13 protein-coding genes and 1 other annotated feature are annotated in these 14579 nt (G+C 29.2%); of the genes, 12 read left to right on the top strand and 1 reads right to left on the bottom strand.

Features of this window, described 5'->3' with window-relative positions; genetic code table 11:
- Positions 1-14: 14 nt before the first annotated feature.
- The 11 genes from Q3304_RS00745 (at position 15) to Q3304_RS00695 (ending at position 11652) form a co-directional block, all read left to right on the top strand.
- Complete coding sequence (locus tag Q3304_RS00745) at positions 15-785, top strand: GNAT family N-acetyltransferase (RefSeq protein ID WP_054269772.1); 771 nt, start codon at positions 15-17, stop codon at positions 783-785.
- Positions 786-894: 109 nt separating this feature from the next.
- Positions 895-1341: an Rrf2 family transcriptional regulator gene (locus Q3304_RS00740; protein ID WP_003419409.1), complete on the top strand. Its 447-nt coding sequence runs from the start codon at positions 895-897 to the stop codon at positions 1339-1341.
- 17 nt (positions 1342-1358) lie between these two features.
- On the top strand, positions 1359-2552 hold the full coding sequence (gene nifS / locus Q3304_RS00735; protein ID WP_054269773.1) for a cysteine desulfurase NifS: 1194 nt from the start codon (positions 1359-1361) through the stop codon (positions 2550-2552).
- A gap of 53 nt (positions 2553-2605) precedes the next feature.
- Positions 2606-3046 carry a Fe-S cluster assembly scaffold protein NifU gene (gene nifU, locus Q3304_RS00730; protein ID WP_054269774.1) on the top strand — a complete coding sequence of 147 codons (441 nt, stop codon included), beginning with the start codon at positions 2606-2608 and terminating at the stop codon, positions 3044-3046.
- Positions 3047-3336: 290 nt separating this feature from the next.
- On the top strand, positions 3337-4416 hold the full coding sequence (gene mnmA / locus Q3304_RS00725; protein ID WP_176702473.1) for a tRNA 2-thiouridine(34) synthase MnmA: 1080 nt from the start codon (positions 3337-3339) through the stop codon (positions 4414-4416).
- Positions 4417-4558: 142 nt separating this feature from the next.
- Positions 4559-4798 (top strand) — a binding site (T-box leader).
- A 67-nt stretch (positions 4799-4865) separates the two neighbouring features.
- Positions 4866-7505 carry an alanine--tRNA ligase gene (alaS, locus tag Q3304_RS00720; protein WP_407814614.1) on the top strand — a complete coding sequence of 880 codons (2640 nt, stop codon included), beginning with the start codon at positions 4866-4868 and terminating at the stop codon, positions 7503-7505.
- 24 nt (positions 7506-7529) lie between these two features.
- Positions 7530-7787, top strand: coding sequence for an IreB family regulatory phosphoprotein (locus tag Q3304_RS00715; protein ID WP_003419418.1), 258 nt, complete (start codon positions 7530-7532; stop codon positions 7785-7787).
- A gap of 9 nt (positions 7788-7796) precedes the next feature.
- The gene (locus Q3304_RS00710) at positions 7797-9968 is read left to right on the top strand and encodes a hypothetical protein (RefSeq protein ID WP_407814613.1); all 2172 of its coding nucleotides are present in this window, start codon (positions 7797-7799) and stop codon (positions 9966-9968) included.
- Between the two features lie 153 nt (positions 9969-10121).
- Positions 10122-10547 carry a Holliday junction resolvase RuvX gene (gene ruvX, locus Q3304_RS00705; protein ID WP_054269778.1) on the top strand — a complete coding sequence of 142 codons (426 nt, stop codon included), beginning with the start codon at positions 10122-10124 and terminating at the stop codon, positions 10545-10547.
- Positions 10548-10624: 77 nt separating this feature from the next.
- The gene (locus Q3304_RS00700; protein ID WP_021384007.1) at positions 10625-10912 is read left to right on the top strand and encodes a DUF1292 domain-containing protein; all 288 of its coding nucleotides are present in this window, start codon (positions 10625-10627) and stop codon (positions 10910-10912) included.
- Between the two features lie 281 nt (positions 10913-11193).
- Positions 11194-11652, top strand: coding sequence for a Fur family transcriptional regulator (locus tag Q3304_RS00695; RefSeq protein ID WP_021384065.1), 459 nt, complete (start codon positions 11194-11196; stop codon positions 11650-11652).
- 116 nt (positions 11653-11768) lie between these two features.
- On the opposite strand, the gene Q3304_RS00690 is transcribed toward Q3304_RS00695, so the two are convergent.
- Positions 11769-12506, bottom strand: coding sequence for a metal-dependent hydrolase (locus Q3304_RS00690; protein ID WP_054269779.1), 738 nt, complete (start codon positions 12504-12506; stop codon positions 11769-11771).
- Positions 12507-12722: 216 nt separating this feature from the next.
- On the opposite strand from Q3304_RS00690, the gene Q3304_RS00685 reads away from it, so the two are divergent.
- A complete protein-coding gene (locus tag Q3304_RS00685) occupies positions 12723-14399 on the top strand; it encodes a ribonuclease J (protein ID WP_074178894.1) in 1677 nt (558 codons plus the stop codon).
- Positions 14400-14579: the final 180 nt, after the last annotated feature.

The following is a 14579-nucleotide window of genomic DNA, read 5'->3' as shown; positions in this document are numbered from 1 at the left end:
CGGGGGTAGATATTATGATTATAAAGCTTAATTCAACTTATCATAGTAGAGTTATGAAATACTTAAAAAGAGAACCTGAGTACAATTTGTTTATAATAGGTGACATTGAAAGATATGGATATGGACATAATTTTTTAAATATATGGGCAGACATAGATGAAAAGGGTGAAATAAGGGCAGTATTACTTAAATATTTTGAGTTTATGATGTTTTATTCTGATGGAGAATATGATGTTGAAGGTTTTTATAATCTACTTTGTAATACCAATTATGAAGAAATTTCTGGGAAAATATGTGCTGTGGATGCATTAGCAAAAAGATTAGGACTTAATAATCTAAAGATAGTTGATTTTTGTAAACTTCAAACTAGAAAATTCTTGGTAAATAATAACTGTAATGAAAAGATTAAAAAAATTAGGCTTGGTAATCTTAAAAAGACAGTAAGGCTTTATGATTTGATAGATGAATTTCACAGCACTACTTTAGATAATTTAAAAAATGGATTGAGGACAGGTAGAGGATATTGTATAGAGATTAACAAACAAGTAGTATCCATGGCAAAGAGTACTTCAGAAAATAAGACTCATGCAATGATAATTGGAGTAGGGACACATCCAAAGTATAGAGCCAAAGGACTTGCTACAAAGTGCCTTATTAAACTGTGTTCAGAACTCCTAAGAGAAAATAAAATACCTTGTTTGTTTTATGATAATGAAGAAGCTGGAAAGATATATAAAAAACTAGGATTTGAGAACATTGGAAAATGGGGGATTTATTCAAAATAAAAAATTTCAAATTAATCTTGACAAAATTAGTAGGGTATAATAAAATGATGTTGAAAGTAATTCCTACTAAATCAGTATGAATTAGATTTCTATATAGAGGTGATAATATATGAAGTTGTCTACTAAAGGTAGATATGGATTAAAAGCAATGTTTGAATTAGCATTAAATCAAGATAATGGACCAGTGTCGTTAAAATTTATTGCTAAGAAACAGAAAATATCAGATCAGTACTTAGAACAAATATTTTCATCTTTAAAAAAATCAGGTCTAGTAAAAAGTGTAAGAGGTGCTCAAGGAGGTTATTTGCTTTCAAAGAATGCTGAAGACATAACAGTAGGTGACATACTTGTAGTATTAGAAGGACCAGTTGCATTATCTGACTGTGTACTAGATGAAGATGTATGTGAAAACTCAAACATGTGTGTAACAAAAATAGTTTGGGAAAAGATGAAAAAGGGTATAGAAGATGTTATAGATTCAATTACTCTAAAAGATATGATAAATGACTATAACAAAAATAAATTAGAAAATGATATAACAAATATTAAAAAATAGATTTGGAGATGAATGTAATGGAAAAAAGAAGATTGTATATGGATTATTCTGCAACAACACCTGTTAAAAAAGAAGTATTAGATGCAATGATGCCATACCTAACAGACTATTTTGGGAATGCATCTAGTTTTCACACATTCGGAAGAGAAGCAAAAGATGCTTTAGATAAAGCAAGAGAGCAAGTAGCAGACCTTATAAATGCTGAACCTAGTGAAGTGTATTTTACAGCTGGTGGTTCAGAAAGTGATAACTGGACATTAGAAGGTGTAGCTTATGCTAATAAAAATAAAGGTAATCATATAATAACTTCAAAAATAGAGCACCATGCAATACTTCATACATGTGAATACTTAGCAAAACATCACGGATTTGAAATAACTTATTTAGATGTTGATAGCGAAGGAAAAGTAGATTTAAAACAATTAGAAGATTCAATAAAAGATACTACTATACTTATAAGTATAATGTTTGCAAATAATGAAATAGGGACTATACAACCTATTAAAGAAATATCTGAAATAGCTAAAAAACATAAGATATTATTCCACACTGATGCAGTACAAGCTACAGGTAATATTCCAGTAGATGTTAAGGAACTAGGAATCGATTTAATGAGCATGTCTTCACATAAAATCTATGGACCAAAGGGAGTAGGAGCTTTATACATAAGAAAAGGTGTAAGACTTCATAACTTTGTTCATGGTGGAGCGCAAGAAAAAAGTAAAAGAGCTGGTACAGAGAACATACCTGCAATAGTTGGATATGGAAAAGCAGCAGAATTAGCTAAAGCAAATATGCAAAATCATGTAGAGACTTTAACTCGTCTTAGAAATAAGCTAATAGATGGTGTGTTAGAAAGAATACCTTATACAAGAATAAATGGTAGTTTAGAAAATAGACTTCCAGGAAATGCAAACTTTGCGTTCCAATTTATAGAAGGTGAAGGAATACTTTTATTATTAGACATGCTAGGAATTGCTGGTTCAAGTGGTTCTGCTTGTACTTCTGGTTCATTAGACCCTTCACATGTACTTCTTGCAATAGGTTTACCACATGAAATAGCACATGGTTCATTAAGACTTACAGTTGGAGATTTTACAACAGATGATGATATAGATTATATATTAGAAAATTTACCAAATGTTATAGAGAGACTTAGAAGTATGTCACCACTTTATGATGATGCAAAGAAACAAGGCTTAGTAAAATAGACAGAGAGATAAAGCATAAAAAATAGACATAAATTGAGTAGGAGGAAAAAATAATGCAATATAGTGATAAAGTTATGGAACATTTTATGAACCCAAGAAATATGGGAGAAATTGATAATGCAAGTGGTGTAGGTGAAGTTGGAAACCCTACTTGTGGAGATATAATGAAGATATTTTTAGACATAGAAGGAGATGTAATAAAGGATGTTAAGTTTAAAACATTCGGCTGTGGTTCAGCTATAGCAAGTTCTTCTATGGCAACTGAAATGATAAAAGGTAGAACTATAAAAGATGCATTAGAACTTACAAATAAGGCTGTTGCTGAAGCTTTAGATGGTTTACCACCAGTAAAGATGCACTGTTCAGTTCTAGCAGAACAAGCTGTAAAAGCAGCACTTATAGATTATGCTCAAAAGAATAATATCCATATACCAGAATTGGATGGATATGTTATAGATGATGCTCATGACCATGATGTAGAGGAAGAAGAATAAAAATAAGTGATTGTATCTTGAGAAAGTTTAAAATGATTTAAAAGAAGTATTAATGATATAATTAGGACATAAAAAATAGCTGTTTGTAAAATGGCTATTTTTTATTGCCTAAATTAAGTGTTTTAAATTGATTTAGAAGTTAATTAGTTAACAAAATATATCCATAAGATTCAAATAATAAAGATGATTATTTTTTTGGAAAATAGAACAAGCTATATTTTAAATAAGTACAATGCTTGCTCTATATGGTATAATAATAAGTAATGCAAAAGATGAGGTGAAATTTGTTTATGAATAAAAAAGTAATGATAGGTATGAGTGGAGGAGTGGATAGCTCTGTAGCTGCATATCTTTTAAAACAACAAGGTTATGATGTCATTGGTGTTACTATGAAATTGTGGCAAGATGATGACGATGTTGAAAATGAAGGTGGTTGTTGCTCTTTATCAGCAGTTGAAGATGCTAGAAGAGTAGCAAATAAAATAGGTATACCATTTTATGTTCTAAATTTTAGAGAAGTATTTAAAGAAAAAGTAATAGATTATTTTATAGATGAATATTTAGAAGGAAAAACTCCTAATCCTTGTATAGCTTGTAATAAGCACATAAAATTTGATGATTTTTATAAAAAAGCCAGACAAATAGGTTGTGATTATGTAGCTACAGGTCACTATGCAAAGATAGAAAAGGATGAAAGTACAGGAAGATATTTGCTAAAAAAATCTGTTACAGATAAAAAAGACCAAACTTATGCACTTTATAATCTTACACAAGAACAACTAGAACATACTTTATTGCCAATAGGTGATTATGAAAAAGATAGGGTAAGAGAAATTGCTAAAGAAATGGGCATGGCAGTTCACAATAAGCCTGACAGTCAAGAAATTTGCTTTGTAAAAGATAATGACTATGCAAATTATGTAAAAAAACATTCTAAAAAACGTATTGAAGAAGGTTTTTTTGTAGATACTAAAGGCAATATACTTGGAAAACACAAAGGTATACTATATTATACAATAGGTCAAAGAAAAGGACTTGGAATTACTTTTGGAAAGCCAATGTTTGTAATAGATATAAATCCAATAAATAATACTATAGTTCTTGGAGACAATGAAGAATTGTTCAAAAAAGAACTTATTGCAAAAGATGTTAACTTTATATCAATGGATAAATTAGAAGAACCATTAAGAGTTCAGGCAAAAATAAGATATTCAGCAAAACCATCACCAGCAACTATTCATAAAATAGGAGAAGATACTATTAAAATAGTTTTTGATGAAGCTCAAAGAGCAATTACTAAAGGTCAATCTGTGGTAATGTATGATGGAGATATTGTAGTAGGTGGAGGAATAATCGAGAAAAGTTTATAAAAACATCTAAAAAATTTAAAAAATAAATAATAAAGTATATTAAAGTGGAATAAAGTTTATAAAATAAATTTATTGTATATGAAAATATAGTATTGATTAATTTTGTAAAATTTAGTAATATAATTAGTATATTAATTAAAAAGCAAATACAGTGATGAGGAATAGTAAAATATTTGATGTCTTACAGAGAGAGGGAAAATGCTGGAAGCCCTTAGAATATAATATTTGAAGCAGCCTTTTAGTAGCAATCTTGAACAATTTATCTTATGTAAAGAAGATATAAGTAGAGATTGACGGTAGTTACGTTATAGCTAAGGTTTTCCGAAGATATCATAATTTTTATGATAATTAGGGTGGTACCGCGATTGTCCTCGCCCCTATAAATTTATTTATAGGGACGAGGTTTTTTATTTAAACGAAAAAATAAAATTTATTAGGAGGAACATAATATGGAAAAGATGGGATTAAATGAAATAAGAAGTAAGTTTTTAGAGTTTTTTGAGTCAAAAGGTCATTATGTGGCAAATAGTTATTCTTTAGTACCAAACAATGATAAGAGTTTATTACTTATAAATTCAGGTATGGCACCTTTGAAAAACTATTTTTCAGGTGTAGAAGTACCTCCAAATGTAAGAATGTGTACATCTCAAAAATGTATAAGAACTGGAGATATAGAAAATGTAGGTATAACTGCAAGACATGCTACATTCTTTGAAATGATGGGTAACTTCTCATTTGGAGATTACTTTAAAAGAGAGTCAATCAAATGGGGCTGGGAATTTGTTACAGAATGGTTAAATATCCCAGAAGATAAGATATGGGTGACTGTATATGAAGAAGATGATGATTCTTATGATATATGGGCAAAAGAAATGAATTTCCCAGAAGAAAGAATGGTCAGACTTGGTAAGGATGATAACTTCTGGGAAATAGGTACAGGTCCTTGTGGTCCTTGTTCAGAAATTTATTTTGATAGAGGAGAAGAGTATGGATGTGATAATCCAGATTGTAAACCAGGGTGTGATTGCGACCGCTATTTGGAATTCTGGAACCATGTATTTACTCAATTTGATAGAGATGAAGAAGGAAACTATAGCTTATTAGAAAGTAAAAATATAGATACAGGTATGGGTCTTGAAAGAATGGGATGTATCATGCAAGGTGTTGATACTATCTTTGAAGTAGATACAATTAAGTCTATATTAGAAGCTGTTGAGAAACTAACTGGAGTAAAGTATGGAGAGAATCCAAAAAATGATATTTCACTAAGAATAATAACTGACCATATAAGAGCTGTAACATTCTTAGTTAGTGATGGAGTACTTCCATCAAATGAAGGAAGAGGATATGTCCTTAGAAGACTTCTTAGACGTGCTGCTCGTCATGGTAAATTATTAGGTGTAAAAGAATTATTTTTACAAAAGCTAATAGATGAAGTTATAAAAGTAAATGATAAAGCATATCCAGTTTTAGTTGAGAAAGAAAGCTACATTAAAAAAGTAGTCGGTATAGAAGAAGAAAAATTCAATGAAACTATAGACCAAGGAACAGAAATATTAAACTCTTATATAAAAGTATTAAAAAGTGAAGGAAAAACTGTTTTAAGTGGTCAAGAAGCTTTTAAATTATATGATACTTATGGCTTCCCTATAGACTTGACTAAGGAAATCTTAGAAGAAGAACATTTATCTGTAGATGAAGAAGCTTTTAATGAAGAAATGGAAAAACAAAAAGAAAGAGCTAGAAATGCTAGAGGAAATATGGATGGAGAAAGCTGGAAAGAAGACCCTCTATCAAAATTAGAAACTACAGTTGATAGTATATTTAATGGATATAGTGAAATATATGGCGAAGGAACTATTGAAGCTATAGTTAAAGATGATGAGTTAGTTCAAAGTGCAAAAGAAGGCGATAAGGTATCTATAGTACTAGACAATACTACTTTCTATCCTGAAGGTGGAGGACAAGTTGGAGATTGTGGATTAATAACTAATGAAAATTTAGTTGTAGAAGTACTAAATACTAAAAAAGGAGCTAATAATAGTATAAAACACATAGGTATAATAAAATCAGGAAAAATAAGCAATGGAGATAAAGTGAAGACACTAGTAGACAGAGAAATTAGAATGTCAGCTGCAAGAAATCACAGTGCTACACATTTACTTCATAAGGCATTAAAAGAAGTATTAGGAGACCATGTTAATCAGGCTGGTTCTTTAGTTACTCCAGAAAGACTTAGATTTGATATTACTCACTTTGAAGCTATATCAAATGAAGAATTAAAAGTAATAGAAGAAAAAGTAAATAATGTTATTTTATCATCTTTAGACATAAAATGTGATATTATGAATATAAAGGAAGCTAAAGAAAAAGGAGCTACAGCACTATTTGGTGAAAAATATGGTGATGAGGTAAGAGTAGTTTCTATGGGAGATTATTCTACAGAACTTTGTGGAGGAACTCACTTGACAAATACTTCTCAAGTAGGAATGTTCAAGATATTATCTGAAGGTGGGGTAGCAGCAGGTGTAAGAAGGATAGAAGCGATAACAGGAAAAGCTGTTTATGAATATCTAAAAGAAAGAGATGGAATTATCTCTGAAGTTTGTGTAAACTTAAAATCTAAGGAAGATAATTTAATTCAAAGAATAAGCTCTTTATTGGAAGAGAATAAAAATTTATCTAAAGAATTACATGATATGAAAGCTAAGATGAGTTTACAATCAGCTGATTCTATTTTTGATTCTAAAGTTGAAGTAAATGGAGTTAATTTAATAACTAATAAATTTGAAGGTATGGACATGGATACACTAAGAGAAACAGCAGATAATTTAAGAGATAAGCTTGGTTCTGGTGTAGTGGTACTAGCAAATGTAGTAGATGATAAAGTTAACTTTGTAGTTACTGCCACTAAAGATGTATTAGACAAGGGAATACATTCAGGTAATATTGTCAGAGAAGTTGCAAAAATAGCTGGAGGAAAAGGTGGTGGAAGACCTAATATGGCACAAGCAGGAGCTAGTGATGTATCTAAGGTTGACCAAGCTTTAAGCTATGCAAGTGAGGTTATTAAGACACAAGTTAAATAACATTCACTTAAGGAGGTTTTTAATTTGGAAAAAGACTTAGACTACACTATGAAATTTGAAGGGATACCAGAGGATAGAATGAGTGTAGGAGACACTATTGATTTTGTATATAAAGCACTAGTTGAAAAAGGATATAACCCTATAAATCAAATTATAGGGTATCTCCTTTCTGGTGATTCTAGCTATATAACTAGTCACAAAAATGCAAGAGCTATAATTAAAAAATTTGAAAGAGATGAGATACTTGAAGAAGTAATCACGCACTATCTGAATAGAAAGTAGGTCAAATAAATGAGAAAAAAGATTATGTCATTGTTTGCAGTAGTCATTATGATTTTTGTATCGACTGCCAGCTATAGTTTTGCTGAAAAAAAAGGCAAGGTTATATTTATTGATATGAATAGGACTAATCTTGGAAGTATGATGAATATTCCAATCTTAAAAAACGAGTTAGAAAAGAGAGGCTATATAGCTCTCATGAATATAAGAGGGGATCAAGGTACTGATGATAGAAGGTCTTATGCAAGTATGGGTGCAGGAACAAGAGCTAATGTGACTACTGAAGACTATATCAATTTTCAAAAAGTAGACCAAGATACTGCTAAAGTTTTTGAAGTTGCAACAGGTCAAAAAGCTAAAGAAATAAATGATTTAAGTATTAATAAATCAATAAACGAAAATCTTGAGTCTGGAGAATATGGAGCAAACTTAGGGTCATTAGGAAAAACTTTGTCAGAAAATGGCCTAAAGACATCTGTGATTGGAAACTCTGATATCATTGAAAATAATCAAGTAATTAAAAATAGAAATCTATGCTTAGTTGCTATGGACCAATACGGAAGAATTGATTCAGGAAATATTGATGATATTAATAAAAAAGATTCTAAAATGCCATTTGGAATGTCTACAGACTACAATAAGTTATTAGATGAGACTAAAAAATCTTATAATAATAGTGATGCTATATTTGTGGAACTTGGAGATACATATAGATTAGATATGTATAGATTGAATCTAAATGATAATACTTATTCTACAATGAAGAAAAACATTGTAAAAAATATAAATAAGTATCTTGAACAAGTATTTTCTATGGTTGGAGAAAATGACACTGTTTATATATCAAGTGCGTTTCCAAGCGATTTAGATTATAAAAATAAAAGAAGACTTTCTCCAATAATAAAATTTAGTGGAGAAGGGAAAGGTCTATTGGAATCTGCAACAACAAGAAAAGCTGGAATTGTTGCGAATCTAGATGTTGGAGTAGATATATTAAATGAATTTGGTCTTGAGAATAAAGAGATGGTAGGTAGAAGTTACTCTTTGGTAAACAAAGAAGACAATGCTAGTTATCTGAAATCACTTTATGAAAGGATAGTATCTATATCTTCAATAAGGTCAAGTATTATAAATGGATTTGTAGGAGTAATATCTGCTTCTTGGGTAATTGCAATGTTTGCAGTTTTCTTTAGAAATTATATGCCACATAAAGAGCGTGTATTCAAAGTACTTAAAGAGTTTATAAAATTAGGTATAATAATGCCACTATCATTTATGTTAGCTCCTTTGATGAATTTTAAAACTCCACTTTCAATATCTTTAGGGATATTTGCTACTACATTAATATTGTACTTACTGGGTATAAAATTATTTAAAGACAATGATATAAAACACATGGGATTTTTTGCGGCCCTTACTATTTTAGTCATAGTTATAGATTCCGTATTTGGAACATATTTAATGCAAAATAATATAATGAGTTATGATGCTGTTATTGGAGCTAGATACTATGGTGTAGGGAATGAATATGAAGGTGTAACTATTGCAAGTGCAGTATTTGGTTTAGCAGTATTATTACACTACAAGAAGGTATCTAAGTTACTTGTTGTAATTTTTTCATTAATAATACTTATAACTAGTGCATATCCTTCAATGGGTGCAAATGTTGGTGGAGCTATATCAGAATGTGTAGCATATTTATTGTTTATAATGCTTATATATGATATTAAAATAGATTTTAAGAAAGTTATATTACTGGTTATTTCAACTGTGGTTGTGGTTTGTGCATTTGCAGCTTTAGATATAGTTTCAGGTAGTGAATCTCACTTAGGTATGTTTGTACAACGAATTTTCTTAAATGGGCCAGGAGAGATATTACAGACATTTGGAAGAAAAATTCAAATGAATATGCAATTAGCACAGACAAGTGTATGGGTAAATATTTTACTTGTAGGAATTGGAGTAATTGCAGTACTTATATTCAAACCATCTAGACACTTTAGGAAGATAATGAACAACTTCCCAATATTATTTAAAGGTTTTATTGCATCTATGGTTGGTTGTATAATTACTCTTTTAGTTAACGATTCTGGTATAGTTGCTGCATCTACAGCATCTATATATATACTTATACCACTTATAATAATAAGTATAAATATGATAATATTTGAAAAAAATAACTAAAGAATTTTTTACTGTTTATATATTATTTAAATAAAAAATGCAATATGATTACTAATGTAAACTGAATAGCTTACATCAAAAAATCATATTGCAATTTTTATGATTGATAATATGTATTTAACTTGTAGAATATAAATAAACAAAGGAGGAATTATGTTAGACGGAAGAATAATGGGGCTTGATGTTGGTGATAAAACTATTGGAGTTGCTGTGAGTGATTTAATGGGATTAACAGCACAAGGTGTAAAAACGATAAGAAGAGTTGGAAAGAAAAAAGATATTGAAGAAATAAAAGCAATAATAAAAGAAAAGCAAGTAAATAAAATTGTATCAGGATTGCCAAAAAACATGAATGGAACTTTGGGTCCACAAGGAGAAAAAGTAATCAAGTTTTGTGAATTAATAAAAGAAGAAACAGGTCTTGATGTAGATTTCTGGGATGAGAGACTTTCTACAGTAGCAGCGGAGAGATCTCTATTAGAGGCAGATGTAAGTAGACAAAAGAGAAAAAAGGTTATAGATATGTTAGCCGCAGTAATAATTTTGCAAGGATATTTAGATTTTAAAATAAATTCATAAAAGAGCTATAAAATTGAATACTTATGATATATAATATAAATAATAAAAATAAAAATAAATTTGAGGTGAATGACATTATGGAAGAAAATATAATAAATTTAATAGACGAAAATGGCGTTGAAAGCCAATTTGAAATAATATTAACATTAGAAGCAGAAGGAAAAGAGTATGCAATATTAATGCCTTTAGATGATGAAGAGGCTGAAGAAGCTTTAATCTTTAGAATCGATGAGGACGAAGAAGGTGAAATATTAATACCTTTAGAAAGTGATGAAGAGTATGAAACTGTTGTAGCTGTATATACAGCTATAATGGAAGAAGAAGGTTTAAATTATGATGAAGATGATTCAAATGGACTTAACTAGATAGAAAGTTAAGTTTGTATACAAAAATTCAGGTATTTATTATTTTTGCTTTAATTAAGATTTATTAATTGTAAAAGCATTTATAGTATATATCTGTTTTTTTGTTTTTATTAAAAATATTAAAAAATTTATGGATTTTGGTGAATAATATATCTTTTATGGGTATATATTTATATTGTGAGAATAAATTAAATTTTTTCAAATGTCTTGACAAAAAATGAATTATCAATTACAATATTATTTAATAAAGATTATCAATTGAAAATAGTAAGGGTGATGTTATGGCAAACACAATGGATTTATTAAAAGACAAGTTAAAAGAAACTGGTTTTAAGATTACGCCACAAAGAAGAGCAATAGTTGAAATATTGCTTAAACATGACCATTCACATCTAAGTAGTGAAGAAATCTATGATTTGGTTAGGGTTGACTGTCCTGAAATAGGTTTAGCTACTGTATATAGAACAATGCAGTTGTTGGATGAAATAGGGTTAATATCAAAACTAAACTTAGACGATGGATGTATAAGATATGAGATTAGTCTACATAAAGAAGACTGTCATAATCATCATCATCTTATTTGTAAAAATTGTGGAAAGATAATGGAAGCTAAAGAAGACCTTTTAGACAATATAGAAAAAGAGATACAATCATTGTACAAATTTAAAATACTTGATCATGATGTTAAATTTTATGGACTATGTGATGAGTGTAATGGAATAAGCGACTCAGAAGAATAACCTTCTATTGCTTAATGTCAATGGAAGAATAGTATAGAACTTTTATATTCTATGCTATTCTTCCATTTTTTATTATGAGTTGCTTATGATATACAAATATATAGTTTTCAAAGTATTTATAATTTTAATACTGAAAATATAATTAATCCTATAAGGATGAAAATAAATGATTTTTCTATAAAATTACTGAATGGACCTCCAACAGTTAAAAAGCCTAAAGAAATTTTTTTCTCACTTAATGGATAAAAAATTGGTATTCCTTGTTTTGTAAATAAATCTCCTAAAAACATATGGCTTGCATAACCAAGAGTCCCATAAAAAGATAAATTATTAATACTAGTGATTAATTCTATCTGTTTTAGTAAAAAATATATTATTATAGTTGCAAATATGCTATGAGAAAAACTTCTGTGCTTCAGCCAGGGAAAAATTGACAACATTAGACAAAAAATTATAAAATATATTTCAACTTCTATGATGTATAAGCATATAGCTAATAGTATAAATATTAATGATAGAAAAACTTTTCTAAGAAACGTATGTGTTAATTTTGCTTCAATAATTATAATTGCAATAAATGTAATTATTGCACTTAAATAAAAATTATCATTTATATTTATTGAAATAAAGAAAATAATAATATTAACAGCATATATAAAAATTCTATATATGTATTTGGATATATTGTTTTTTAGAATGAAATTTGAGACCATAGAATTAGATTTATCCAAATCGGGCAGTACGGCAAAAGTAGCTGAAACTAAAATGTCAACTAAAGATATAGGAATTTTAAATATTAAAGACGTTTGGATAGCTGTTAAGATTCCTATTGCACAATGAGTTTTACCACGCATAAATCCTCCTAAAATATCCGATATTAAATCATATAATATTTAGAGGATATCAAAATAAAATAGGTTTGTCAAAATAATACGTTAAATGTATTTTAAATATAGCTTAAAATATGATACGAATTATGGTACAATAAGAATAACTGGTAGCGAGTGCGTGATTTGATATTATTTAGGATTGTAGAACGTGTTAAAAAATTAAATAGACAGAAGGAGATGATGCAATTGTTCAAAAAGAACACCAATAAGATAAAGGTAATGGCCTTAGGTGGACTTAACGAAGTTGGAAAAAATATGACTGTTGTTGAGTATAAAGATGAAATAATTGTTATAGATGCTGGACTTAGTTTTCCAGAAGATGAAATGTTAGGGGTAGATATAGTTATACCAGATATAACTTATTTAGTCAAAAATAGGGATAAAATAAAGGGTATATTTATTACACATGGACATGAAGACCATATAGGGGCTCTTCCATATATATTAAAGAAGATAAATGTACCTGTGTATGGAGCAAGACTTAGTATAGGTCTTATACAAGTGAAACTTAAAGAGCATAAGATGAATAATGTTAAGTTAAATGTCATAACTCCAAGACAAGTTATAAAACTTGATAACATGGAAGTAGAGTTTTTGAAAAATAATCATAGTATACCAGATGCTTACTCTATTGCAGTACACACAGACCAAGGTATAATATACCACACAGGAGACTTTAAGATTGATTTGACTCCTATTGATGGTGATGTTATGGATATGCATAGACTCTGTGAGTTAAGCAAAAAAGGAGTACTTTTAATGCTGGCTGATAGTACTAATGCAGAAAAACCAGGATTTACTATGTCTGAAAAGACTGTTGGAGTAGGTCTTGATGAATTATTTGCAAAGGGAAATGGCAGAAGAATCATAGTTGCTACGTTTGCATCCAACATACACAGATTACAACAAATAATAAACACAGCTGAAAAGTTCAATAGGAAAGTTGCTATATCAGGTCGCTCAATGGTCAATGTAGTTGGAGTTGCAAAAGAATTAGGATATCTAGATATTTCTGATGATATGCTTATAGATTTAAATGATATATGCAAATATGAAGATAGTGAGTTAGTGATAATAACAACTGGTTCACAAGGTGAACCTATGTCAGCTCTTGCTAGAATGGCTTTTTCAGAGCACAAAAAAGTAGAGATAAAGAGTGGCGATTTAGTTATAATATCTGCTCATCCAATACCAGGAAATGAAAAATTAATATCAAGAGTAATCAATTTCTTATTTGAAAAGGGAGCAGAAGTAGTTTATAGCGACATAGCTGATATACACGTTTCTGGACATGCCTGTCAAGAAGAATTAAAACTTATACATGCATTAGTTAGACCTAAGTTTTTTATGCCAGCTCATGGTGAATATAGAATGTTAAAAAAACATGCTGAGATAGCTGAACAACTTGGTATGGACAAAGAAAATATTTTTGTCATGCAAACAGGAGATGTTTTGGAATTAGATAAGAATTCTGCTAAAGTAGCAAATCGTATACAAACAGGAAACATATTAGTCGATGGATTAGGTGTAGGCGATGTAGGTAACATAGTCTTAAGAGATAGAAAGCATTTATCAGAAGATGGTCTTATGATAGTTGTAGTAACTATTTCTAAGGATGAAGGTAAAGTTTTAGCAGGTCCAGACATAATTTCTAGAGGATTTGTATATGTAAGAGAGTCAGAAGATTTAATGGATGGGGCAAAAGATATAATTAAGAATGTCCTAAATGAATGTGAAGAGAAAAATATTAAAGAGTGGGCTTATTTAAAGAATAACATTAAAGAAAACCTAAAAGAATATTTATATCAAAAAACTAAACGAAATCCAATGATACTTCCTATAATAATGGAAGTGTAGTATATAAAAAACTATAAAATTGAAAATTAGACCTCTTGTAATTTTTAAGATAATATCAAAAATCTAGTTGATATTATCTTAAGAATTGCAGGAGGTCTTTTTAATTTGTGATATTGAAAAACATATATTACATAAAATACCAATTATAACAATCTTTTATTAGTAAAAACTAATTATATA

The sequence above is a fragment of the Clostridioides sp. GD02377 genome, assembly GCF_045899875.1.
Taxonomy (GTDB): Bacteria; Bacillota; Clostridia; order Peptostreptococcales; family Peptostreptococcaceae; genus Clostridioides; species Clostridioides difficile_A.
The sequence above is the reverse complement of the archived record's forward strand: the minus strand, read 5'-3'. Positions and strand labels throughout refer to the sequence as shown.